Origin of the sequence: Streptomyces broussonetiae (assembly GCF_009796285.1) — a bacterium.
Taxonomy (GTDB): Bacteria; Actinomycetota; Actinomycetes; order Streptomycetales; family Streptomycetaceae; genus Streptomyces; species Streptomyces broussonetiae.
Window position 1 is genome coordinate 4,619,815 of record NZ_CP047020.1, and the last position, 21,066, is coordinate 4,640,880.

Genomic DNA, 21,066 nt, shown 5'->3' on the forward strand with positions numbered 1-21,066 from the left:
CGGTCCAGGGGGTTTTCGTGATCGATCCGAGCAGTGTCCTGGGCGTGAGCGTGATGGCACTCGGCATGGTGCTCACGCCCGGGCCGAACATGATCTATCTCGTCTCACGCAGCATCACCCAGGGCAGGCGCGCCGGGATGATCTCCCTCGGCGGGGTGGCCCTGGGCTTCCTGGCGTACCTGCTCGCCGCGAACCTCGGCCTGTCGGTCGTCCTCCTCGCCGTACCCGAGCTGTACGTCGCCGTGAAGCTGGCCGGCGCCGCCTACCTCGCCCACCTCGCCTGGAACGCCCTCAAGCCGGGCGGTATCTCGGTCTTCGCCCCGCAGGACGTGCCGCACGACTCGCCGCGCAGGCTGTTCACCATGGGCCTGATGACGAATCTGCTCAACCCCAAGATCGCCATCATGTACGTGTCCCTGATTCCCCAGTTCATCGACCTGGACAAGGGCCACGTCCTGCTCCAGGGCCTGGCGCTCGGCTCCGTCCAGGTCGTGGTGAGCATCGCGGTGAACCTCACCATCGTGCTCGCCGCCGGCACGATCGCTGTCTTCCTCGCTCGCCGGCCCTCCTGGCTCAAGGTGCAGCGGTACCTGATGGGCACGGTCCTCGGCACCCTCGCCGTCTCGCTGGCCGTGGACACCTCGGGCCCGGCCTGAGCGCTGCGCCGGAAGCGCCGTGACGGGCGTCTGGAAGAGCGGACGTGGTCAGGATTCGAGAAGCGCCGGTGACAAGGGGCGCGTTAGCGTGACCGGCATGGACCTCACTGCAGCGCACGCAGCCGACAGCCATGACCTGATCCGGGTGCACGGTGCCCGTGAGAACAACCTCAAGGACATCGACGTCGAGCTGCCCAAGCGCCGGCTGACGGTCTTCACCGGCGTCTCCGGCTCGGGCAAGAGCTCGCTGGTGTTCGACACGATCGCCGCCGAGTCGCAGCGGCTGATCAACGAGACGTACCCCGCCTTCGTCCAGGGCTTCATGCCGAACCTGGCGCGCCCCGAGGTCGACGTCCTCGACGGGCTGACGACCGTGATCACCGTCGACCAGCAGCGGATGGGCGCCGACCCCCGGTCCACCGTAGGCACCGCCACCGACGCCAACGCCATGCTGCGCATCCTCTTCAGCCGCCTCGGCAGGCCGCACATCGGCTCGCCCAAGGCGTTCTCCTTCAACGTGGCCTCGATCAGCGGCGCCGGCGCGGTCACCATCGAGCGCGGCGGGCAGCAGGTGAAGGAGCGGCGCGCGTTCAGCATCACCGGCGGCATGTGCCCGCGCTGCGAGGGCCGGGGGACGGTCTCCGACCTCGACCTCACCCAGCTCTACGACGACTCCCTGTCCCTCAACGAGGGCGCGCTGACCGTCCCCGGCTACAAGTCCGGCGGCTGGAACTACCGCCTCTACACCGAGTCCGGCCTGGTCGACCCCGACAAGCCGATCCGCAGGTACACCAAGCGGGAGCTGCAGGACTTCCTGTACCGCGAGCCGACCCGGATGAAGATCGCGGGCATCAACATGACCTACGAGGGTCTGATCCCGCGCATCCAGAAGTCGATGCTCGCCAAGGACAAGGAGGGCATGCAGCCGCACATCCGGGCCTTCGTGGACCGCGCGGTCACCTTCACCGTCTGTCCCGAGTGCGCGGGCACCCGGCTCACCGAGGCGGCCCGCTCCTCGAAGATCGCGGGCACCAGCATCGCCGACGCGTGCGCGATGCAGATCAGCGACCTCGCCGAGTGGGTGCGCTCCGTGGACGCGCCGTCGGTGGCACCGCTGCTCGCCTCGCTGCGGCACACGCTGGACTCGTTCGTGGAGATCGGCCTCGGCTATCTCTCGCTGGACCGGCCGGCGGGCACGCTGTCGGGCGGCGAGGCACAGCGCGTGAAGATGATCCGCCACCTCGGCTCCTCGCTCACGGACGTCACGTACGTCTTCGACGAGCCCACCACCGGTCTGCACCCGCACGACATCCAGCGCATGAACGAACTGCTGCTGCGCCTGCGCGACAAGGGCAACACGGTCCTCGTCGTGGAGCACAAGCCCGAGGTCATCGCGATCGCCGACCACGTCGTGGACCTCGGCCCCGGCGCCGGTACGGCGGGCGGCACGCTCTGCTTCGAGGGCACCGTCGACGGTCTGCGGGCCGCCGGCACCCTCACCGGCCGCCACCTGGACGACCGGGCCACCGTGAAGGACACCTTCCGCAAGCCGACCGGCGCGCTGGAGATCCGCGGCGCGACGACGCACAACCTCCAGGACGTGGACGTGGACATCCCGCTCGGGGTGCTGTGCGTGGTCACGGGTGTCGCGGGCTCGGGCAAAAGCTCGCTCGTGCACGGCTCGGTCCCCAGGGGCGCGGATGTCGTATCGGTCGACCAGAGCCCGATCCGCGGCTCCCGGCGCAGCAACCCGGCGACCTACACCGGCCTGCTGGAGCCGATCCGCAAGGCCTTCGCCAAGGCCAACGGCGTGAAGCCGGCCCTGTTCAGCGCCAACTCCGAGGGTGCCTGCCCCACCTGCAACGGCGCCGGTGTCATCTACACCGACCTGGCGATGATGGCCGGCGTCGCCACCCCCTGCGAGGAGTGCGAGGGCAAGCGGTTCGAGGCGTCCGTGCTCACCTACACCCTCGGCGGGCGGGACATCGCGCAGGTGCTGGCGATGTCGGTGACCGAGGCCGAGGAGTTCTTCGCCTCCGGCGAGGCGCACATCCCGGCCGCCCACCGGATCCTTGGGCGGATGGCCGACGTCGGTCTCGGCTATCTCACCCTGGGCCAGCCGCTGACCACCCTCTCCGGCGGCGAACGCCAGCGCCTGAAGCTGGCCACGCACATGGCCGACAAGGGCGGCGTCTACGTCCTCGACGAGCCGACGACGGGCCTCCACCTGGCCGACGTCGAGCATCTGCTCGGCCTGCTCGACCGGCTGGTCGACTCCGGCAAGTCGGTCATCGTGGTCGAGCACCACCAGGCCGTCATGGCCCACGCGGACTGGATCATCGACCTCGGCCCGGGGGCCGGGCACGACGGCGGGCGGGTCGTCTTCGAGGGGACCCCGGCGGAGTTGGTCGCCACGCGGCCGACGCTCACGGGAGAGCACCTGGCGACGTACGTCGGTGCGGACGCGCGCTGAAGCGCCGTCGGGCTCCTTTCGCCACCCCCCGTTCCAGTCCAGCCGCAGGCGCAGGTCAAAGGCGGGCGGGGGCGGGCGGAGGCGGGCAGGGGCAGGCGGGCAGGGGCACCGGAGGCCAGGGCGTCGGTCACGGCGAAGCGCCGGTGCCGGCGGCGCGCTCAGCCCTCGAAACCGCCCGCCGCGAGGATCTCGTCGATCCGCGCCCGATGCGCCTTCTCCCAGTCGTCCAGGGTCTCCCCGGCCTCCTTCGCGAGCTTGGCGCGGGCCCCCTGAAGCACCTGCGCGGCACGCCCGGCCGGTACGACGACCACCCCTTCCCCGTCCGCCACGACCACGTCCCCGGACTCCACCCGTACGCCCCCGCAGCGCACGGGCTCGTTCAGCGGGCGTACCGCCTTCTTCGCGCCCGGGATCGGGATGATCCCCCGGCCGAAGACGGGGAAGCCCAGCCCGCGGACCTCGCCGAGGTCGCGGATCAGTCCGTCGGCGACGAAGGCGGCCACTCCGCGGCGCTGCGCGACCGCGCACACGTTGCCGCCGGCCAGCGCGTGGTCGAGGTCGCCGGACTCGACCACGATGACCGAACCGGGACCGGCCCGGTGGACGGCCGCGTGCAGCATGAGGTTGTCGCCGGGCGGGCAGCTGACCGTGAACGCCGGTCCGGCGACGCGCGGTACGGGCTCCCACAGCGGCCGTATCACGACGTCCATGACCTGCTTGCGACCGAGGAGGTCGGCGAGGGTGGTCGTCGGGACGTCCTGGAGGGCGGCGAAGATCCCGGTGTCGGTCATGGCCGCACGCTACAGCCGTCAGAACGGCAGCGGGCGGGCATGCACGACGTCCAGGCGGGAGACCGCGCGGGTCAGCACCACGTACAGCCGGTGCGCGCCCCGCTCCTCCGCCTCCGCCACGGCCGCCGGCTCCACGGCGACGACATGGTCGTACTCCAGGCCCTTGACCATGCTCGCGGGCACGAGGGTCACCCGGGCGCCCAGCGACCAAGTCTCATTCGCCGTCCCTCAGCCCCGGAAGGCCCTCCGCCAGCCGGCGAAAGGCCCGCTCGGCCGCCCGCACGGCATCCGGCGCCACCTCCCCGACCGGTTCCCCGGCCTCGATCCGCCGGAAGTTCTCCATGGCGAGGATCCGCTGGACGGCGATGATCTGGCCGGCCGCCAGCCGCGCGTCCAGGTCCCCGCCGAGCGCCTCGGCGAGCGCCGCCTCCGACCGCTCCTGGTGCCGGTACGCCCGCGCCACCAGGGACGGGGTGCCGTAGAGCAGGGCGTGGAAGGCGAGCACCTGCGGGTGGCCGTTCAGGCCCGTGACCGGATCGCGGCGCTCCAGCCCGGCGAGGAAGTGCCGGCGCAGCGCGTCCACCGGGTCGGCCGCACCGGCGACCACCCGCGCGGCCTCCGTCTCGTGGTCCGTGATCCGGTGCAGGACCAGGTCCTCCTTGGCCGGGAAGTACCTGAAGAGGGTCGGCTTGGAGATCCCGGCCGCCGCCGCGACCTCCGCCACGGGCACCGCGTCGAAGCCCCGCTCCAGGAACAGCCGCACGGCGATGTCCGACACGTCCTGGTACATCCGCTGCTTCTTGCGCTCACGCAGGCCCATCTCACCCATGGGGCCGAGCCTACGCAAGGCGCGCGACGGCCCGCGGTACGGCGTCGTGGCACCGCCCGGCGAGCCAGGTCCTGCCGTCGAACTCCCGCTGTCCGCCCGGAGGGCGGGCCTCGCGGCGTCAGGTGCGTGCGGCGAGAGGGCGTGCATGGCGTCGCCGGGCAGGCGGGAGTTCGACGACAGGGCTAGCGCAGCGGCCCCGCCCGCAGGGCCCGCAGCAGAGGCTGCAGTGAGCACACCACCGGACCGGCGCCCGCCGCGCGCAGAACCCTCCACCCGGCCTCGTTGCGTGCGTGGCCGAGAAACGGGACGCCCGCCCGACGGGCCGCGGTGATGTCGCGGGCCGCACCGCCGATCATCAGGGCGGCCGAGGGCTCGGCACCCATCGCGCCGAGGGCACGCGAGAGGCGGTGCGGGTCCGGCTCGGGATGGTGCAGATCCTCGGTGCGGCCGTACAGACGAGAACCGAAGCAACCGAGGAGGCCGCGGGTCTCGAGGTAGGAACGGACCACGCGGGGCGAGGCGTCGGTGATGACGGCCTGCCGGGCGCCGACGGCCGTCCAGGTGCGGATCAGCGGGTCGGCGTACGCGGTGGGCAGGGCGGAGCGGGCGGCCCGCAGTTCCTCCTGGGTGAGGCGCTCCTCCAGCGCGGTGACGAGGTCGCCGTCCGGGTGGCGGCGGCCCACCGCGCGCAGCACGGTCTGCGGGTCCGGGGTCTCGCGTTCGGTGTCGGTGAGCAGCCCGTGCAGGCCCTGCCGCTCCAGCCACTCCACAAGGCCGGCCGCCACCTGCTCCGCCCGGCGCCCGGCGAACAGCCGGCAGATCGGCCCGTCGAAGTCCCACAGCACGAAGCGGGCAGGTGTGATCAGTTCCCGAAGCTTTTCGATCTCGTTCGCGTCAGACGCCGCATCAGAAGTCGCATCAGAAGTCACTAGGAGAGTGTCGGGCCCGTCGTGACGGTTTCCCAGAGGGCATCGAACCACTTCTGCGACTGCTCCACGAACGCCGCGTCCCGCCGCCCGTCCCGCCGCAACTCCGTGTCATCTCGCGAGAGTTGCCCGACAGGCGGTTACAGATCACTTCCAGGCCGGGAGAACACTTCCAGGCCGGGAGAAGGGGAGCGGTCAGAAGAGGTCCGGGCACCACGGGTGCCCGGGCGAGCGGAACAGGGCGTCGGCCTTCCGGGCGGCGCCCTCGCGCTCCTCCTGCACCCGGCCCAGCGCCACGAGCCGCGTCAGCGACTCCCCGCCGAGCCACACGGTGCCCAACTCCCCGATGCCGAGGGTGAGATCGGCACTCCCGGTGGTCGGCGTGCAGGACGCGCCCTGCGCCGAGGCCTCCAGCCGGAACCGGCCCCCGCCGTATCCTCCCTGCCGGTCGACGACCTCGAGGACCGTCGTGCCGGACGTCTCGTACGTCCGCGCCTCCAGGGCCCGTACGACGTCCAGGATCCGCAGCCACAGCCAGTCCGAGTGCTCGGTGATCCGGGCCGCCCGCGGGTCGGGCAGGAACTGGGGCAGCAGGTCGTCGGGGGCGCGCCCGTCGCTGGTCACCTTGGTCACCCAGTCGATCGAGCACAGGTAGTGCCACAGGGCGCGCTCGGCCGCCGGGGTGGTGGCGAGCAGCCAGTCCACGGCGATGGTGTGCTCCGGCTGGTTGCCCTGCCACAGGTGCTCGGCGCGGTACGACACCAGGCCCTGTGTCTCGCCGGAGGCGGAGCGGTGGACGGCGAGGTACGGCTCGGTCCAGTTCGGGCCGGAGCGCAGGAGGCCGGTCGCCGTGTCCCACCACGCCGGGACGCGGCTGACCGCGCCGGGCCGGCCGGCCCGGAACCGCTCATGCAGCTCGGGCCCCAGCTTGCGCACCTCGGCGCCGTCCACCAGGCTGATCCGGCCGCCGCCCGCGCAACCGGTCCGGCGTGGGTCGAGGCCCGCCCGGGACACCTCGACGGTCCACTGGGACGCCCAGGTCGCGGGGCCGAAGCCGTAGCGGCCGTAGATCGGGTACTCGGCGGCGATCAGCGTGGCGACGACGTCGCCGCGCTCCTTCGCCTCCGCAAGGTCGCGCCCCAGCATGCGGGTGAGCAGTCCCTGACGGCGGTGGGTGGGGCTGACGGTGACGGCGGAGACGGCGTCCGCGGGGACGAACGCGCCGCCGACCGCGGTGAGTTCCTGCGGGAAGGAGCGCAGGGTCGCCACGCACCGGTCGCCGTCGAAGGCGCCGAGCAGCCGGGACGCCCCCTCGGCGTCCGTCCGGCGGTTCCTCTCCACCTGGTCCGTGCCCGGGGTGGGCGGGCTCAGGAAGCCGGTGTTCACGGCCCGCAGCCAGTTCTCGTACTCGGACCCGCCCACGGTGCGTATGTCCAGCGCGCTCATCACCTCACGATAGGCACCAGCCGTCCCGGATGTCGCCCCGATTTCCGCGCTCAGGTCAGCAGGTCGTCCACCTGGGCCTCGCCCACCCGGTACCGGCGCGCGATCTCCCCGCTGCACTCGTCGGTGGTCTGCTGCAGGCGCTGCCGTCGCCGCGAGACCTCCTGCTCGTACCGGACCAACCGGCCCATCGCGCTGGTCAGTTCGAGGTCCGTGCGGGCCACGAGGTCGCTCAGCTCGACCTCGCCCAGCATCTCGGCGGCCAGCTGCCGGTACTCCTCGTTGTGCGGGGTGCCGAGCGTGACATGACGGGCCGAGGAGCGGTGCCGGGCCGGGGCGTCCTTGAGGATCTCCGGGAGCCGGTCGACCACGGAGCCGTCCGCGGGCGCCGGCAGGGAGGCCCGGCCGCGCCGGCACAGCTCCGCGCTCAGGATGTCGATCCGGCCCTGCAACAGCCGCCGCACATAGCTGAGGTCCGCCTCGTCGCGCTGGGAGTCCCGGCGCAGGGTGCGCAGTTCGGGCAGACTGAGCCGGGCCAGGTCGTGCTCGCGGGGCCCTGCGGCGAGCGCGGGAACCGGGATGCCGTCGGCACGCTGAACGGGCGGCCGGTACGGCATCTCCGGCAGCCCCTGCGTCCCCAGCCGCCCGCTGGTACTCGGTGTGCTCATGTGCTTGTGACCGTCCCCTCGACCGGCGTGTGGAAGCATCGTGCCACCCCAACCGACCCCTATGTGACCGTGTGCCCCCGAACGGCCCCAGATGGGGGGTAAGGGATCGATAATGGACCCCCTGTGAGCGCGCGCGGGGCACCCGGCATGATGGTCCGCATGCGAGCGGTGGTGCAGCGGGTGGACGGTGCGAGTGTCGTCGTGGACGGCGAGACGGTGGGCGCGATCGAGGGCGAGGGACTGTGTGTCCTCGTCGGGGTGACCCATGAGGACACCAAGGAGAAGGCGGCGCAGCTGGCCCGCAAGCTGTGGTCGATCCGGATGCTGCAGGACGAGCGGTCGTGCAGCGACGTCGATGCCCCGCTGCTGGTCATCAGCCAGTTCACGCTCTACGGCGACGCACGCAAGGGCCGCCGCCCGACGTGGAACGCGGCGGCCCCGGGCGATGTGGCCGAGCCGCTGGTGGACGAGGTGGTGGCTCAGCTGCGGGCGCTGGGCGCGACGGTGGCCACGGGCCGCTTCGGCGCGCAGATGCGGGTGTCCCTGACGAACGACGGCCCGTTCACGGTGCTGCTGGAGATGTAGCGCCCCGAGCCCCCGAGGGGCGCGGGGCCGTATCCGCGGGGCCCTTTCGATGTGCGGCCCCGCCGCGTGGGCGCGACCGGCCCACCACCCACCCGCAGTCGCAGGGCTACGGCTCGACCACGACCTCCTGCGCCGCCGCCGTCGCTCCGGCCAGCAGCCGCGCGTCGACGGGCACGTTCCGCTTCACCAGCGCAAGAGCCACCGGCCCCAGCTCGTAATGGCGCGCGGAGGTCGTCACGAAGCCGACCTTGCGCCCGTCGGGACCGTCGTCCGCGAGGCGGATCTCGGTGCCCGGCACCGGCAGATGGACCTCGCTGCCGTCCAGGTGGAGGAAGACCAGCCGGCGCGGCGGCTTGCCCAGGTTCTGCACGCGGGCGACGGTCTCCTGACCCCGGTAGCAGCCCTTCTGCAGATGCACCGCGGTGCCGATCCAGCCCAGCTCGTGCGGGATGGTCCGGTGGTCGGTCTCGAAGCCGACCCGGGGCCGGTGGTGCTCGACGCGCAGCGCCTCGTGGGCGAGGAGCCCGGCGGCGGGCCCGTGTGTGTCGGCGAAGGACTCCAGGTCCTCGCGCGGCAGGAACAGATCACGCCCGTACGGGGTCTCCCGTACGACGACCCCGTCCGGCACGTCGGCGATCGAACCGGCGGGCAGCTGGACGACCGCGAAGTCCGCGGTGCGGTCGGCGGCCTCGACCCGGTAGAAGAACTTCATCGACTCCAGGTAGGCGAGGAGCGCGTCCTGCGTACCGGGCTCCACGTGTGCCCAGACGGTCGTGCCGTCGTCGACCAGATACAGCGCGTGCTCGATGTGCCCGTGCGCGGAGAGGATCAGGGCCTCGGTGGCCTCGCCGGCCGGCAGGTCGCTGACGTGCTGGGTGAGCAGCAGGTGCAGCCAGCTCAGCCGGTCCTCGCCGGAGACGGTGACGACACCGCGGTGGGACAGGTCGACGAATCCGTTGCCGTCGGCGAGGGCGCGCTGTTCGCGGAACAGATCGCCGTAGTGGGCGGCGACACCTTCGTCCACGCCCTCGGCGGGGACGGCGCCGGGCAGGGACAGCAGAGGACTCTTCATACGGGCCAGCCTACGACGCGGTAGTTGAACTCTTCAGCGAACAGTCCTTGCAGCGGCCGAAGATCGCGAAGTGCTTCATGTCGGTGTCGAAGCCGAACTGCGCGCGCAGCTTCGCCGTGAACTCGGCGGCGACCGCCACATCGGCCTCGATCACGCTCTCGCAGTCCCGGCACACCAGGTGCAGATGGTGGTGGCGGTCGGCGAGGTGGTAGGTGGGCGCACCGTGCCCGAGGTGGGCGTGGCTGACCAGGCCCAGTTCCTCCAGCAGCTCGAGCGTCCGGTAGACCGTGGAGATGTTGACCCCCGACGCCGTCTTCTTCACTTCCGTGAGGATGTCGTCGGGGGTCGCGTGTTCAAGGGTGTCCACGGCTTCGAGCACAAGCTGCCGCTGCGGCGTCAGCCGGTAGCCGCGCTGCCTGAGGTCACTCTTCCAGTCGGTGCTCACCACACCGGAAAGTCTAGGGCGGCCGGGCCGTTCATGACATCGTCCGCCCCACCCAGCCGCCGGTGAGGGCCTGCACGGCGGCCCCGTCGAGGTCGGCGAGCTTGGTGTGCACGAAGTCACGGGCCCACTCGGAGGTCTGCACCCGCAGCGGCGGCTCGTCGGCGCTCAGGGCGGCGACGATCGGCGCGGCGGCCTCGGCCGGGCTCTGCGCGCCGGTGAAGGAGGTCCGGGTGCGCTCGATGTACGACTGCAACGCGGGCGCGTACGGGCCGGCGGCGGCCAGCATCGCCGGGACGTCCAGGCCGACGTTGGCCACGAACTCGCTCGCGACCGCGCCCGGCTCGATGACGGTGACGGACACACCGACGGTGGCGGCCACCGGGGCGAGTGACTCCATGAAGCCCTCGACGGCGAACTTGGCCGCGCAGTACGCCTCGTTGAAGGGCTGGCCGACGACGCCGCCGACGCTGGTGACGGTGATCAGCCGCCCGCCGCGGGCGCGCAGGTGCGGCAGCGCGGCCCGGGTGACCTGGACGACCCCGAAGAAGTTGACCTCCATCACGGCCCGGACGTCGTCCACCGTGCCCTGCTCGATCGTGCCGACGTGCCCGGCGCCGGCGTTGTTGACCACCGCGTCGAGCCGCCCGTGCTCGGCGACGACCTCGTCCAGGCAGGCGGCGATCGAGTCCGGGTCCACGACATCCAGCCGCTTGACCTGCACCCGCTCCCCCACCCCCGCCTCGGTGGCGGCCTTCCGCAGCGCCTCGGACCTGCCCGGGTCCCGCAGGGTGGCCACGACCTGCCACCCGGCCCGGGCGGCGGCCACGGCGGCGGCCAGGCCGATACCCGAGGAGGTCCCGGTGATCACGACGGTCTTGTCACTCATGGCTGAGCCTGTCCTCTCCCGGCAATTTCTGTGCGTGTACACACACCATACATGGATTGCGTGCGTGCACACACAACCAGCCGACTAAACTGCCCCCATGGACCGCGCCGACCTCACCCTGGGCGAACTCGCCGCCCGCGACCACGCCTTCTACGGACTCGTCTGGGCCGGCACCACCCTCGCCGCACGCGTCGACCAGGCCCTGATGCGCGCGCACGACCTGCCGATGTCGTGGTTCGAGGTGATGCTCTGGCTGCACGGGCAGCGCGAACCGGTCGCCGCCTCCGACCTCGGCGCGAAGACACTGCTCAGCCGCAGCCAGGTCTCGCGGGTGATCAACGCGCTCCAGGGCAGGGGCCTGGTGACCCGGGCGGCCTCGCCCACCGACGCCCGGTCGGTCCACATCGCCCTCACCGACGCCGGCCGCCGCGCCTTCGCCGAGGCCGACGCCACCCGCCGCGAGGCCCTGGCCGAGGTCTTCGACGACCGTCTCGACGAGCGGGACATCGCGGACCTGGAGCGGGTGTGGGACAAACTCAAGCGAAGGCCCGCCTGACGAGGCGGGCCTGTGGGCTCGTGGTGCAGGCGGGCGCCCGCGGGAAGCGGGCGCCTACTTGAAGAAGGCGATGCCGTCGTCCGGCATGTCGTCGGGCAGCGCCTTGGCCCAGCGCTCGACGTCCTCCGGGGTGACGACCTTCTTCAGGTGCGCCGACATGTAGGGGCGCAGCTCGACCTCCGGGGTCTGCTTCTCGCCGACCCACATCAGGTCGCTCTTGACGTAGCCGTAGAGCCGCTTGCCCCCGGTGTACGGCTGCGAGGCGGCCGTCCGGGCGACGGCGTCCGTGACCAGGTCGATCTGGGGCTTCTTGTCGGCCAGCTCGCCGTACCAGATCTCGATGACACCGTCGTCGCGGGTCATCGTCACCTCGACCTTGCGGTCGGCGTCGATCCGCCAGAAGCCGGACTCCGACTCCAGCGGGCGGACCTTGTTGCCGTCCTGGTCCAGCACCCAGGAGTGCGAGCGGTACTCCAGGAAGTCCCGCCCGTCGTGGGTGAAGCTGACCTCCTGGCCGAAGTTGCACTTCTCCGAGCCGGGGAAGTCGTGCACGCCCGCACCGGCCCAGTTGCCGAGCAGGAAGGCGAGCGGGACAAGGTCCTTGTGCAGGTCGGACGGGATCTCGATCATGAGCGGAAAGCCTTCGTGGATATGAGTCAGCGCTGGCCCTGGTACAGCTTCTTCACGGTCAGACCGGCGAAGGCGAGCACGCCGACGCAGACCAGGACCAGCAGGGTTTCGAAGAAGATCTCCACGGGTGCTCCTTGAGCGAGGGTGGGCATACGACAGAGCCGGGGCCCAGCTTACGCGGCCGGAGCCGGGCCCTCCTGATGAGGTGCGCTGTCCGGGGCCCACCCGGCGGCGGGCGCGCGCCGAGCGCCGCGACGGCTCAGCAGTGCACGCCGAGTTTGCTCAGGTCCGTCCACTGATGGTTGCCGGATTCGTTGACCAGCACGAGGCGGTCGAACCGTGAGCCGCCGCCGTGCGGCGTGCACAGGTTCTCCCGCGCCTGCCGGAACTCCCGGCCTGTCGAGACGAACTTCTGCAGGTCGGCCGTGGAGGCCAGGGCGAACAGCGGTCCCACGGCCGGCCGCAGGTCCATCTGGAGGACCCGTTCGAAGCGGGACGGCGCTTTCCCGCCCCGGCTGTTCCCGGCTCCCGGCCCGTCTCCGTCGAGCTGCCCGGTGTCCTGCCCCGTCAACGCCCCGAACTCTCCGAGGCTGTCCACGCTCTGCACCTGCACGGCACGCCTGACCGCCCGGCCGTTGAGGGTACTGGTGTAGAGGTAGTCGGCCCGGTACGTCCCGCCGTCGGCCCGGTACGCCCCGTCCCACGTGACCTTCGCGTCCGGATCGGTCTTGAGCAGGTGCGCCACCTGCTCCATCACGCGCTGGTCACCGAGCCGGGCAGCGGTGCGGACGACCTCGCTCAGGTCCTGCGGATTCTGCAGGCGGCCGGAGCCCGCGATCGCCGCCAGGGTGGGAAGCCAGCCCCGGCCGGCGGCCTCGTTGAGCGCATCGACGGCCCTGTCACCGGCCTGCGTGTCCGACACGGGAGCGTTCTTCGTCATCAGGTCGAGGAGCTTCGCGGCGGCGGGCTTCAGGGGTGCGGCGACGGAGACGGCGTCCGGCCCCAGTCTCCGTGCGTGCAGACGGCTCCCCACGCCGGGGTCCGGACCGTACAGGGCGGGTGAGTAGATCCAGGCGAAGTCGGCATGCTGCACGGTCTGCCCGGCGGGCGCCGGAGCGGGGCGCATGCCGTCGAGCTGCTGGGACTGCCCGGGTTCCAGCGTGCCGAGGGGGTGGGACTGGTCGGGCAGGTCCGGGAAGCTGAGATACAGGGTGGCCTCGCCCGCCTCGTCCCCGCTGTTCGTGACCGTCAGGGAGTACGGGCAGGGATCGGTCGCGCACGGGTAGGCGCTGTTGTCGGTGATCGTGAAGTCCGGCCCCTGTGAGCCGGAGACCGCGTCGCCGGAGGGAGCGGCGGACACGGCGGCGGCCGCGGCCTGTGCGGCTGCCGAACGGGCGGCGCCCGCCTGCCCGCCGGTGGCGGGTTTCGGAACCATCACCAGGTAGGGGCCGGAGTCCTTGTCCGAGCCGCCGGCGGAAGCGGCCGGCCTGACCGGGCCGGCGTCGAGGGGCTCCCCGCCCACGGCGAGGACCGCGTACGGGGCACTCGAGGCGAGCAGGACCGTCCAGCCCCGCGCACGGTAGGAGACCGCCCGGTGCCCCGCGACCGTCCCTGCGTCCTCCTGCACCGCGCCCGGATCGGAGGTGACCTGTCGTACCAGGGCGGCCAGCGATCTGGGGGACAGCGAGCCCGCGTTCACCCCGAAGCTGTCGAGCGTGTCACGGCCGGAGCGCTTCTGCGCCGCGATCCAGTGGCCGCTGCCGGTCAGGTCCGTCCCGTACGAGGGACCCTGTTGTGCCCAGAAGTCGGTGTCCCCCTTGAGGTAGAGGCGGCCACCGGACCATGCCATCGCGGCTTCGCCGGTCACCGGTTCGTGCAGGGTTCCCGACGCTTCTCCCGACGCGGTGGCGGTCAGGTTCGCGTGGGTCACGGGCCGGCCCCCGGCCGGGGCATAGGCCATCGAGAGGTTGACGGCCGGCAGCGCGCCCAGCGCCCGAGCCGCCGACGCTCCGCGGCCGGCCGCTGTCACGCGAGAGACCGGGGACTCCCGGCGGGAGGCACCGGAACCGCTCGACCACAGGACATACCCGACGCTCGCCAGGACGACCGCCAGGACGGCGCCCATGGCGACGAGGGCCGTGGCACCCCCTCTGCGGTGCAGGAACGCAACGGGCGTGCCCGCGACGTCCGGGGAAGGACGGCGGTGCCACGCCGCGGCCGGCCGCGGCTGCCCGGGCGGCGGGGGCGCGGCGAACGGCCGGGCCGGTGGCAAAGGGGTGGTGGTCGGGGACCCGGGCGTCGACGTGGTCGACCAGGTCTGTCCGCCGGGGCCGGGCGGGACTGCGCGGGGCGGACCGGTTTGCGCAGGTGGCGAATGCGGTGTCAACGGCGGGGGTGGTCCCAGAGGCGGCGGCACCGCCCGTGGTGTCCGGTGCCATAAGGGCAGCTCCGGCTCGTTGGGGCCGGTCTGCCAGCGCTGGTCGCCCACGTCGAATCCCCCGAGTCGCTTCCGCACACCATTGCTCTTTGGGAAGATACGACACCAGCGAGAGCGCTCCTAGGGGGCGAATCCTCTCAAGTGCACGTCAGCAACGGGGAGTTTGATCACCATGGCGGAAACGAGGGGCGTGCTGCTGCCGGCCTATGTGCTGGCAGACGAGTCAGGGTCGATGGGCCCGTACCGGCAGGATCTGTCCAACGGCCTGGTGTCGTTATGCGAGGGCCTCCGGGCCGAGCCGATGGTCGCGGCCAAGCTCCGTCTGGCCGTGCTGGGGTTCTCCGACGACGTGCAGGTGCGTCTCGCGGTGGCCGACATGCGCACCGAGACGAGCCTCCCCCAGGTCGTGATCCGGGGGCTGACCAACTACGAGGCGGTGTTCGACGATCTGCTGAGCCGGATCCCGTCCGACGTGCAGTGGCTGCGCGGCGAGGGATACAAGGTGCACCGCCCGGTGGTGTTCTTCCTCAGCGACGGGCAGCCCACCGACGGCGGGGCCTGGCACCGGCCGCACGCCCAGCTGACCGACAGGGCGCTGACCCCGACCGCCCCGAACATCGTGGCCTGCGGGATCGGTGATGCCCAGGCCCACACCATGGTCGAAGTCGCGACGCGCAAGGAGTTCGCCTTCGTCGCCAGGCCCGGGACCGACATCGGCCGGGCGGTCGCCGAGTTCTTCCATGCGCTCACCGCGAGTCTGGTCGCCTCGGGGCACGCCCTGAACTCGGACGCCCCGACGTTGGTGGTCAACAGGCCGGACCAGTTCACCATGGCGATCGACGAGGTCGGGGAGTGACGTCGCCGGGTGGCGACGGCGGTGCCGCGGCGTCCATCGTCCCCGCTGCCTGGCAACGGGTCACCGTGGGCGTGCCCGGACCGGAGTTCGAGGCGCGCCCACCGGGGCAGTACGCCTTCGACTTTCCCGACACCGAATGCGACGGCTGGTCGGCGCCCTCTCTGGTCCTGCGTTCCGCCTCGGTGCGCGGCGCCAAGCACCGCTACTACCGCCAGCCGCGCCAGGACGCCGCACGCGCCGCCGTCCACGAGGCCACGGGCAGCGTCGCCTTCGCCGTCGCCGACGGCGTGTCCAGCGCGTCCAGCTCCGAGTTGGGCGCCCTCGAGGCGTGCCGGGCCGCGCTGGAGAAGATGCTCCAGCAGTTGTCCCTGGACGAGGGCGAGCTGGACTTCCAGGGCGTGGCCCGGCATGCCGCCGAGCGGCTCCGGGATGCCGCCCGGTGGCGTCTGAACGGCACAGAGCCCCAGCAGCGCGAGGTGGCGGGACTGTACGCGACCACGCTCGTCGCCGGAGTGGTACGCCCCGACCGGGCCGGGCCCCTGGTCGAGGTCTGCCGTGTCGGCGACTCGGGGGCCTGGATCCTGGATTCGCCGAGCGGGTGGTACCAGCCGTTGTTCGGCTCGAAGAGCGCCGCCGACGCCGTGGTGGTGTCGAACGAGGTGACACCACTGCCCCACGTGCCCGACCAGCTGGAACACGCGCGCGTCCGGCTCACCGCCCGCCAGGTGCTGCTGATCGGCACCGACGGCTTCGCGGATCCGCTCGGCGACGGAGACGGCCAGGTCGGCGCACTGTTCGCCCAGCACCTCGCGGCGCCGCCGCCTCCGTCATGGCTCGGGCACCTGCTGGACTTCTCCCGGGAGACCTTCGACGACGACCGCACCCTGCTCGCCGTCTGGCCCCACGGCACAGCGGGTTCACGTTGAACGCCGGGCGTCCACCGACCGTGGAGCACCGCACGCTGAGCCTGGGACGCCAGTTGGGCCAAGGCGGCCAGGGCACGGTGTACGAGGTGGTCAACAAGAAGATCAACGAGGCGGAGGGCGGCGGCTGGGACGTCGCCTACAAGGAGTACACCGCCACCGTGCTGCCCGGCCTCGACGCGACCGCACTGGCCTCGCAGGTGGGCCTGCTCAAGGAGCTGAGCGCCGCCGATGCCCGGTGGCTGAGCGAGAAGACGGCCTGGCCCGCGGCCGTGGTGGAACGCGACGGCCACGCCTGTGGGTTCCTCATGCGGGCCATTCCCGACCGCTTCCGGTTCGACTACCGGAGCCTGGGCAGCACCGGCACGGCAACGCGGCGCCTGGCGAACCTGGAGTTCCTGCTCAACGACGACGCGTACGTCGCCTCGGTCGGTCTGAACATCAGCGAACGCGACCGGCTCCTGCTCCTGGCCGACCTGGCGGCCACACTCACCCGGCTGCACCGCATGGATATCGCCGTCGGTGACCTCTCTCCCAAGAACCTGCTCTTCACCACCGGCCCACGGCCCGAGTGCTTCCTCATCGACTGCGACGCCATGCGTCTGCGGGGCGCCACCGTACTGCCCCAGGCCGAGACGCCCGACTGGCAGATCCCGGCCGGCGAGGAGAAGGCCACCCGCACGAGCGATGTCTACAAGTTCGCCCTGCTCGCCGTCCGGCTCTTCGCCCGCGACCAGATCGCCACCGACCCCGCCGCCCTGGCCACGGCCAGTCCGGCGCTCGGCGCCCTGGCCCGCGCCGGCCTCGATCCCGACCCGGCACGCAGGCCGGCACCGGCCGCCTGGGGCGCACAACTCACCGCGGCTGCCGCGACGGCATCGACCGCCCCGGCCAAGAAGCCCGCTCACCGCTCCACGGCCAACACCCCGCCTTCGCCGGGACCGCGCCGGCCGACCGGCAACGCCGAAGGGCTCAAGGTACTCGCCGCCGTCGCCGCGATCATCGTGGTCGTCATCGCGCTCGTGGTCGCGCACTCGCACAGTGGCTCCGGCTCCGAGTCGAGCGGTTCACCGCAGCCGAGGTTCTCCCAGAGCTACCCCTACGACCCGTCGCCGGGCTCGAGCTACGGCTCCTCCAGCAGTGACGGCGGGAGCGGGAGCGGCAGCGACGGGGTGGCAGCCGACCCCAGTACCACTGCGCCCAGCGCCGAGGACGTGGCGTTCAGCGAGGTCTCCACCGACGACTGCCTGAGCAACTACACCAACATGGACACGGACTGGACGCCCGCCACGCCGTCGACGACCAGCTGCTACGGCACCGACGCCTACTTCCGTGTGGCGTCGGTCGAGAAGTACGGAAGCTGCACCTCCGACGACATCACCTGGTACCACCACAACGACGACGGCTCCTCGACGGATCTCTGCCTGAACCGCAACTACGCGACCGGCCAGTGCATGTTCGCCGTTGCCAGGAACCAGTTGCTCTCCATGTACTTCAACGCCGCCACGCCGTGCGAGGCGAACATCCCGAGCCACTACCAGTACACCGTCAAGCTCACGCAGGTGTACCCCAACGGCGCACCCGCCGACGCCTGCGGCAGCGACAAGCAGTGGAAACCCGACAACAGCAGCGCTGTCCTGTGCGGGAGAGCCGTCTACAAGCTCACCGGCCTGCCCGACATGTAGTACTCAACTTGCCGAGAACGGGGGAGCCATGACGACTTCGGGAAGATGTCCCGGATGCGGGCAGGACACGGGGACGTGGGCCACACGCTGCAGCGCGTGCGGGACGTCCCTGAAGGCCGGGAGCGGGACCGGGACCGTGGCCGGGCAACCGGCCGCCCCGCCGCGCCGGCCCTCGGCGCCGTCCACCTTCCACACCCCTGCACCGCCGGCGTCCGGGTCCGGGGGGACCTCCACCTGGACCAGCACACAGCCCGGTTCCCCTGCCTCGGCCCCTGCCCCCGCCGCCTCCCCCCAGTGGGGCGGCGGCCAGGACGTCACCCGGTACTTGTGCGCGGCCGCGTACTTGGACCGCCAGTACGCCGAGCTGCTCATCAAGCAGGTCTCCGCGGAACCCCACCTGGGCGTGGCACCGGCCCCGGCGTGCGACATCCCCGTGGTGCTGCACCACGCCTACCTGGCCAACGCCCGACGCCATGTGCGCGATCTCGTGCTCGCGCTCCTGCTCGCGCTGACCCTGCTCTTCTACGCGGGAGTCCAGAACACGGGGATCACGCTGCTGGTCCTGCTCCTCGCCTGGGTGACGGTCCTGTCCTTCGAGTTCTCCACCCGGTACGGCAGGCATCTGCAGAGCCTGCGTCCGAACCGGTTCGACCCCGCCGCCGCGCCCTCTCCACCCAACCGCGGCATCGCGGCGCGCCTTCTCCAGGTCGGCGCGTACGCCGGCGGGAACGTCACCACGTACAGCGGCTATTCGCCCTTCATCGGGTACGGGATCCCGCTCGAGTCGTGGTCCCTGGCCTTCGACGTCACCGCCCCCGGCCCGCAGGGTGGCACGCCGCAGGACGTGGACGTGACGGAACTCTACGATCACATCGCCAAGCGCCTCGGCACCCTGGCCCTGCCCGGTCTGGAGATCGAGGAACGGCTCTTCGTCGACGGCACGACCCTCATCGGGGATCCCCGCTTCCTCCCCGACCCGCTCGGCAGGCCCGTCCACCGGATCGGCCGGGGCCAGATGAACGCGCTCAAGCGTGCGCCCGAAGAGGGCGCCCGCCCCTATCTGGTCGCACACTCCACGGGGTGGGGCGGCCAACTGGTCACGTCACTGTTCCTGCGCTTCGTCCGGTCCGATTCCAACCTGTGCGTGGAAGCGGTCCAGACGGTGCTGCCGCCCCTCGACGACCGCTATCGGGTCATCGACACCCTCATGCCCCACCCGCCGCTGCGGGAGGTGTTCCAGGTGCTGTCCGAGACACTGGTGAGCACCCCGTTCGTGATGCTGGCCTCTCCCCTGCGCGCGGCCATCGGCTTCTCCCCCGACTTCGGGATCCGCAAGCGCGTACGGCGGCAGAACGAGCGCATCACCGCGCTGCGCCAGTTCGACTACGGGGCACGCCTCGGCGTGCGGGAGAAGGCCGCGAAGTCGAAGCATCACCGCCACTTCCAGAAGTCCGACAGCGGCATGGCGCTGAAGGTGATGGAAAAGCGCGTTCTGGACGCGCTCATCGAGTTCGCCGAGGTGCGGGGCATCGACGTGAGCGAACTGATCCAGCGCCAGGAGACGATCATCAACAACGGCATCATCGCGACCCAGGGGTCGACGGTGTCGTCCAGCTCCGTCGTCTCGGGCAGCAGGTCGCGGGTCTCCATGCGCATCCTCAACAAGATCCCGCTGGTCAACATGGACTGAGGTCCACCGGCGGGGCGGAGAAGGGACAGAGGGGAACGGAATGCGGAAGAACAACGGCATCATCGCGGCCGGCGGCTCGAACGTCACCGGCAACGCCGTCGCCAGTGCGGAGAACGCCAAGGCCGAGGTCACCATCCGGGACAGCGCCCTGAACCACTCGGGGGGCGACCCGCAGCGCACGCCCGAGGAGATCGGTGACCTGTTCACGCGGTTGATCGACGAACTCGGCCGCTCCGAGCATCCGGACCGCACCGACCTGATCGAGGCCGCTCAGGACGCGCGCGACGAACTCGGCTCCGAGACACCCCGGGTGGGCAAGCTGAAACTGCTCTCACGGGCGATCGTCGACGCGGTACCGGGCTTCACGGCGCTGACCTCGTTGGCGGTGACGATCGAGGAGGCGATCAGAAGGCTGTAGCGCCTCGGACGCGACTAGCCCTTCTTGACCCCGCCCACGAACGCCTCCCAGGCGCCCTCGCCGATCAGCAGGGGGGTGCGGCTGACGTCTTTGCTGTCACGGACGGGAACGAGCCCCTGCGCGGGGGCGTTGGCGGCGACCTCGACGCACTCGCCGCCGTCCTGGTTGCTGTAGCTGCTCTTGCGCCACGTCACGGTGCTCAGGTCGATGGCTCGCACGGCGCTTCCTCCAAGACTCGCAAGATGAACCTGCGCGACTCAGCGGGGCTCAGCGCCAGGTCGCGCACGTCATCATAGGTGCGAAACAGGCGCTCAACCCGGCTTGTCTCTTCTATGAGTTCGCCCAGTACGTCGTTTTCAGCGTAGGCCACGGCTCGGCCGTCCAGCAGCCGCATGAGCATCAGATCGGTGTTGACAATGGCGTGAAATCCCCGGCCGAACGGCAACACGTAGAGAGCGATGTTTGGACGCTCGCACGCCTCCAAGAGGTACTCCAACTGCTCCCGCCATACGCGAGTCTCCCGGGGCGAGTTGCGCAGTACCGCTTCCGAGAGGACCACGCGGAACGACGGCGGCGCCTCCGATTCCAGCAGCGCACGCCGACCTAGCCGGGCATTGACCTGCTGCTCAAGCTCCTGCCCCGCGAGACCACCGGCTGTCAGCACCTCGCTTGCATAACCGGCGGTCTGAAGCAAGCCCGGCACCATCGTCACCGAGTACTGCCACATACTCACCGCCGCGGCCTCGATCGCCATGTACCGCCGATACCGCTCCTTGAACTGCGTCGGGTCGGCCACCGCCAGTTCCCACAGGGTCAGCAGCAAGGGCGTCGTGCCGTAGTACTGGTGCAGCGCCTCCACGACCTCCGGGCCGCCCAGCGTCTGACCGTTCTCCATCTTCCCGAAGAGGGACGCGTCCCAGTCCACGGCGTCGGCCAGCACGCGCAGGCTGACTCCCCGCCGGGCCCGCAGTATCCGCAGCTCCTCCGCGAAACGAGCCCTCGGCTCCTGGCTGCGACCCGTGATCGCCCTGCGCTGCGGCACCGAACCCTCCCCAAAGCTTTGGAATTTGTGGAATTTGGGCCGCCCGGTGTGGCAC

Annotated in this window: 22 protein-coding genes and 2 pseudogenes; 9 read left to right on the forward strand and 15 right to left on the reverse strand. The window is 71.3% G+C overall.

The window, feature by feature from the left end; all coding sequences use genetic code 11:
* The first annotated feature begins 53 nt into the window (after positions 1-53).
* On the forward strand, positions 54-656 hold the full coding sequence (locus GQF42_RS21365; protein WP_375990371.1) for a LysE family translocator: 603 nt from the start codon (positions 54-56) through the stop codon (positions 654-656).
* Positions 657-753: 97 nt separating this feature from the next.
* Positions 754-3,129 carry an ATP-binding cassette domain-containing protein gene (locus tag GQF42_RS21370; protein ID WP_158922269.1) on the forward strand — a complete coding sequence of 792 codons (2,376 nt, stop codon included), beginning with the start codon at positions 754-756 and terminating at the stop codon, positions 3,127-3,129.
* A gap of 158 nt (positions 3,130-3,287) precedes the next feature.
* Here GQF42_RS21370 and GQF42_RS21375 read toward each other — a convergent pair whose 3' ends face one another.
* The 7 genes and pseudogenes from GQF42_RS21375 to GQF42_RS21400 all read right to left on the reverse strand — a co-directional run bounded on the left by GQF42_RS21375 (position 3,288) and on the right by GQF42_RS21400 (position 7,786).
* Positions 3,288-3,920, reverse strand: a complete 633-nt coding sequence (locus tag GQF42_RS21375) for an RraA family protein (RefSeq protein ID WP_158922272.1) — start codon at positions 3,918-3,920, stop codon at positions 3,288-3,290.
* 18 nt (positions 3,921-3,938) lie between these two features.
* A pseudogene (locus GQF42_RS21380) lies at positions 3,939-4,124 on the reverse strand (ATP-binding domain-containing protein); the annotation flags it as partial.
* Positions 4,125-4,134: 10 nt separating this feature from the next.
* A complete protein-coding gene (locus GQF42_RS21385; RefSeq protein WP_158922274.1) occupies positions 4,135-4,749 on the reverse strand; it encodes a TetR family transcriptional regulator in 615 nt (204 codons plus the stop codon).
* Between the two features lie 182 nt (positions 4,750-4,931).
* Positions 4,932-5,678, reverse strand: a complete 747-nt coding sequence (locus GQF42_RS21390; protein WP_233273413.1) for an HAD family hydrolase — start codon at positions 5,676-5,678, stop codon at positions 4,932-4,934.
* Positions 5,678-5,779, reverse strand: a pseudogene (locus tag GQF42_RS45990) (GntR family transcriptional regulator); the annotation flags it as partial. The pseudogene GQF42_RS45990 and the gene GQF42_RS21390, both read right to left, overlap by 1 nt.
* 91 nt (positions 5,780-5,870) lie before the next feature.
* A complete protein-coding gene (locus GQF42_RS21395; RefSeq protein ID WP_158922278.1) occupies positions 5,871-7,121 on the reverse strand; it encodes a GNAT family N-acetyltransferase in 1,251 nt (416 codons plus the stop codon).
* Positions 7,122-7,171: 50 nt separating this feature from the next.
* Positions 7,172-7,786 carry an RsiG family protein gene (locus tag GQF42_RS21400; protein ID WP_158922280.1) on the reverse strand — a complete coding sequence of 205 codons (615 nt, stop codon included), beginning with the start codon at positions 7,784-7,786 and terminating at the stop codon, positions 7,172-7,174.
* A 159-nt stretch (positions 7,787-7,945) separates the two neighbouring features.
* Between GQF42_RS21400 and dtd the strand changes: the two genes are divergently transcribed.
* Positions 7,946-8,371 carry a D-aminoacyl-tRNA deacylase gene (dtd, locus tag GQF42_RS21405; protein ID WP_158922282.1) on the forward strand — a complete coding sequence of 142 codons (426 nt, stop codon included), beginning with the start codon at positions 7,946-7,948 and terminating at the stop codon, positions 8,369-8,371.
* A gap of 106 nt (positions 8,372-8,477) precedes the next feature.
* Here dtd and ygfZ read toward each other — a convergent pair whose 3' ends face one another.
* The 3 genes from ygfZ to GQF42_RS21420 are packed head-to-tail and all read right to left on the reverse strand — an operon-like array spanning position 8,478 to position 10,774.
* Complete coding sequence (gene ygfZ, locus GQF42_RS21410) at positions 8,478-9,443, reverse strand: CAF17-like 4Fe-4S cluster assembly/insertion protein YgfZ (RefSeq protein WP_158922284.1); 966 nt, start codon at positions 9,441-9,443, stop codon at positions 8,478-8,480.
* Between the two features lie 10 nt (positions 9,444-9,453).
* Positions 9,454-9,891, reverse strand: coding sequence for a Fur family transcriptional regulator (locus GQF42_RS21415; protein ID WP_158922286.1), 438 nt, complete (start codon positions 9,889-9,891; stop codon positions 9,454-9,456).
* 28 nt (positions 9,892-9,919) lie between these two features.
* Positions 9,920-10,774 carry an SDR family oxidoreductase gene (locus GQF42_RS21420; RefSeq protein WP_158922288.1) on the reverse strand — a complete coding sequence of 285 codons (855 nt, stop codon included), beginning with the start codon at positions 10,772-10,774 and terminating at the stop codon, positions 9,920-9,922.
* 97 nt (positions 10,775-10,871) lie between these two features.
* Here GQF42_RS21420 and GQF42_RS21425 point away from each other — a divergent pair, with 97 nt between their 5' ends.
* On the forward strand, positions 10,872-11,330 hold the full coding sequence (locus GQF42_RS21425) for a MarR family winged helix-turn-helix transcriptional regulator (RefSeq protein ID WP_158922290.1): 459 nt from the start codon (positions 10,872-10,874) through the stop codon (positions 11,328-11,330).
* 54 nt (positions 11,331-11,384) lie between these two features.
* On the opposite strand, the gene GQF42_RS21430 is transcribed toward GQF42_RS21425, so the two are convergent.
* Together GQF42_RS21430 and GQF42_RS21440 are read right to left on the reverse strand one after the other, a co-directional pair.
* Entirely contained in the window at positions 11,385-11,960 is a 576-nt protein-coding gene (locus GQF42_RS21430; protein WP_158922292.1) for an FABP family protein, read from the reverse strand.
* 259 nt (positions 11,961-12,219) lie between these two features.
* Positions 12,220-14,085, reverse strand: a complete 1,866-nt coding sequence (locus GQF42_RS21440) for a hypothetical protein (protein WP_158922294.1) — start codon at positions 14,083-14,085, stop codon at positions 12,220-12,222.
* A 484-nt stretch (positions 14,086-14,569) separates the two neighbouring features.
* On the opposite strand from GQF42_RS21440, the gene GQF42_RS21445 reads away from it, so the two are divergent.
* The 3 genes from GQF42_RS21445 to GQF42_RS21455 are packed head-to-tail and all read left to right on the forward strand — an operon-like array spanning position 14,570 to position 17,861.
* The gene (locus GQF42_RS21445) at positions 14,570-15,253 is read left to right on the forward strand and encodes a vWA domain-containing protein (RefSeq protein ID WP_158922296.1); all 684 of its coding nucleotides are present in this window, start codon (positions 14,570-14,572) and stop codon (positions 15,251-15,253) included.
* The gene (locus tag GQF42_RS21450) at positions 15,250-16,179 is read left to right on the forward strand and encodes a protein phosphatase 2C domain-containing protein (protein ID WP_158922298.1); all 930 of its coding nucleotides are present in this window, start codon (positions 15,250-15,252) and stop codon (positions 16,177-16,179) included. Before GQF42_RS21445 ends, GQF42_RS21450 begins: the two co-directional genes overlap by 4 nt.
* A gap of 20 nt (positions 16,180-16,199) precedes the next feature.
* On the forward strand, positions 16,200-17,861 hold the full coding sequence (locus GQF42_RS21455) for a protein kinase family protein (RefSeq protein WP_158922300.1): 1,662 nt from the start codon (positions 16,200-16,202) through the stop codon (positions 17,859-17,861).
* Between the two features lie 3 nt (positions 17,862-17,864).
* Here the strand turns inward: GQF42_RS21455 and GQF42_RS21460 are convergent, their stop codons facing one another.
* On the reverse strand, positions 17,865-18,233 hold the full coding sequence (locus GQF42_RS21460) for a hypothetical protein (RefSeq protein WP_158922302.1): 369 nt from the start codon (positions 18,231-18,233) through the stop codon (positions 17,865-17,867).
* Here GQF42_RS21460 and GQF42_RS21465 point away from each other — a divergent pair.
* Together GQF42_RS21465 and GQF42_RS21470 are read left to right on the forward strand one after the other, a co-directional pair.
* The gene (locus GQF42_RS21465) at positions 18,205-19,551 is read left to right on the forward strand and encodes a zinc ribbon domain-containing protein (protein ID WP_158922305.1); all 1,347 of its coding nucleotides are present in this window, start codon (positions 18,205-18,207) and stop codon (positions 19,549-19,551) included. The two genes, GQF42_RS21460 and GQF42_RS21465, sit on opposite strands and share 29 nt — an antisense overlap.
* Positions 19,552-19,591: 40 nt before the next feature.
* Positions 19,592-19,969: a hypothetical protein gene (locus GQF42_RS21470; protein WP_158922307.1), complete on the forward strand. Its 378-nt coding sequence runs from the start codon at positions 19,592-19,594 to the stop codon at positions 19,967-19,969.
* Positions 19,970-19,983: 14 nt separating this feature from the next.
* On the opposite strand, the gene GQF42_RS21475 is transcribed toward GQF42_RS21470, so the two are convergent.
* Both GQF42_RS21475 and GQF42_RS21480 read right to left on the reverse strand, forming a co-directional pair.
* Positions 19,984-20,187 carry a DUF397 domain-containing protein gene (locus tag GQF42_RS21475; RefSeq protein ID WP_158922309.1) on the reverse strand — a complete coding sequence of 68 codons (204 nt, stop codon included), beginning with the start codon at positions 20,185-20,187 and terminating at the stop codon, positions 19,984-19,986.
* Entirely contained in the window at positions 20,169-21,011 is an 843-nt protein-coding gene (locus tag GQF42_RS21480; protein WP_158922311.1) for a helix-turn-helix domain-containing protein, read from the reverse strand. The genes GQF42_RS21475 and GQF42_RS21480 overlap by 19 nt, the downstream gene beginning before the upstream one ends.
* Between the last annotated feature and the right edge of the window lie 55 nt (positions 21,012-21,066).